This is a genomic window from Aquabacterium sp. (genome assembly GCF_004297345.1).
Lineage (GTDB): Bacteria > Pseudomonadota > Gammaproteobacteria > Burkholderiales > Burkholderiaceae_C > Aquabacterium.
Map to the genome: position 1 here is coordinate 1 of NZ_SCTN01000604.1, position 1,613 is coordinate 1,613.

1 protein-coding gene and 1 pseudogene are annotated in these 1,613 nt (G+C 68.9%); one reads left to right on the top strand and one right to left on the bottom strand.

The features are described from left to right. Positions 1-280 (bottom strand): annotated as a pseudogene (locus tag EPO09_RS21955) (fumarylacetoacetate hydrolase); the annotation flags it as partial. Between the two features lie 120 nt (positions 281-400). On the opposite strand from EPO09_RS21955, the gene EPO09_RS21960 reads away from it, so the two are divergent. Further along, positions 401-1,597: a DUF3108 domain-containing protein gene (locus tag EPO09_RS21960; protein ID WP_290646716.1), complete on the top strand. Its 1,197-nt coding sequence runs from the start codon at positions 401-403 to the stop codon at positions 1,595-1,597. Positions 1,598-1,613: the final 16 nt, after the last annotated feature.

Below are 1,613 nucleotides of genomic sequence, written 5' to 3' on the forward strand. Positions count from 1 at the left end.
CGACATGGTTGACGTAGGCCGACTCGTCGGCCCATTGAAACGCGCGCGGCAAGGGTGCCATGCAGCGCGCCGGATCGAAGGCAAACGCATGACGCGCTCCCTTGCCGTGGTTGAGCGTCTCGTAAAGGTCCTGCAGTTGCGGCGCGAAAAAATCCCAGTCGTCGAGTGCCTTCTGCAAGGTCGGACAAATGCCGGACGCCAGATGGACCGTGGTCAGATCGCGCGACACCACGGCCAGCTGGCCATCGCGTGATCCGTCCTTGAGGGTGGCGAGTTTCATGGCGTGAATATGCAGCGATCGAGTGGCGGGTGGGCGTGTGCAGGGCGATGGCGCACGGTGCGGCGCATTCTGCCACGCGCGATTCGCCGCCTGGCGCGCAGGCTTCGCTAAGATGGCCGCATGTCGACGACGATCGCGCCCCGCCTGCCGGCCTTGTTCGGCGTCCGCCGCATCGCGCTGTACGTCGCGGCTTCGCTGCTGCTGCACGCGCTGCTCCTGCGGGCATTCGATCACGGTCTGCGTTTCGGTGCCGCCGAGCCGGTCTACGCGCCGGCACCGGTCGAGGCGACGATCGTCGAAGCGGCCGTTGCGGTCCCGCGTGTGCGCGTCGCGCCGGCACGTCGCGCGCCGCGCGCGATCAGGAAGGCCCCTTCCATCGACCCGATACCGCCCGCGCCGGCTGCCGACACCGCCCCGTCCGCTCAGGCGCCCGAGAGCACTGCTACGCCATCGGCGAATGCGTCCCCCGGGGATGCGGTGTCGGGCGAGGCCACGACGGCCGGCGAGGCCTCGCAAACGGCTCCCACGCCATCGACCGCAATCGCATCCGGGGAGGCCGCAGCCCCGACCAGCACGACGGACGCGGCCGCCGAGACGACGACGAACGCCGTGCCCGACACGACCGCCGACCAGCGCTTGCATATCGACCACTGGCCGCCGAACGGAACGCTGACCTTCAAGGCGCTGGCGCTGCAAGGCAAGACGCCGTATTACGGCACCGGCGAATTGCACTGGCAGATCGCCGATGGCCGTTATCGCATCGAGCAGACGATGGGGCTGGATCTGCTGATCACCACACTGCGGCTGCAAAGCTCGACCAGCGAAGGCAGCGTGCAAAGCGACGGTCTGGCGCCCGACCGCTATACCGAGCAACGGCGCAGCCGCGCGACCGTGGCGACGAACTTCAATCGCGAGCCGGACAAGCAGACCATCACGTTCTCGGCGTCGAGCAAGGCGTTTCCGCTCGCGGCCGGGGCTCAGGACCGTGCGAGCGTGCTGTTCCAGCTGGCCGGGCTGGTGCGCAGCGCCACCGACCCGGCGCGCATCGACGCGTACGAGGTGCAACTGGCCGGAACACGCGGGGTCGAGACCTGGTCGTTCGCGCTGGTCGGGGAAGAGGAACTCGCGCTCGGGCCCGGCCCGGCGCGGGCCTTGCATTTCGTACGGCTGCCGCGGCCGGAGTCATACGAATCGCGTGTCGAGATCTGGTATGCGGCTGCCTTCGAGGGCTATCCGGTGCGCATCCGGTACACCGAGCGCAACGGCGACGTGATCGACCTCACGCTCGATGCGTTTCGCGTCGGCGCCGGGTCGTGATCGGCCCGGCGCCGGT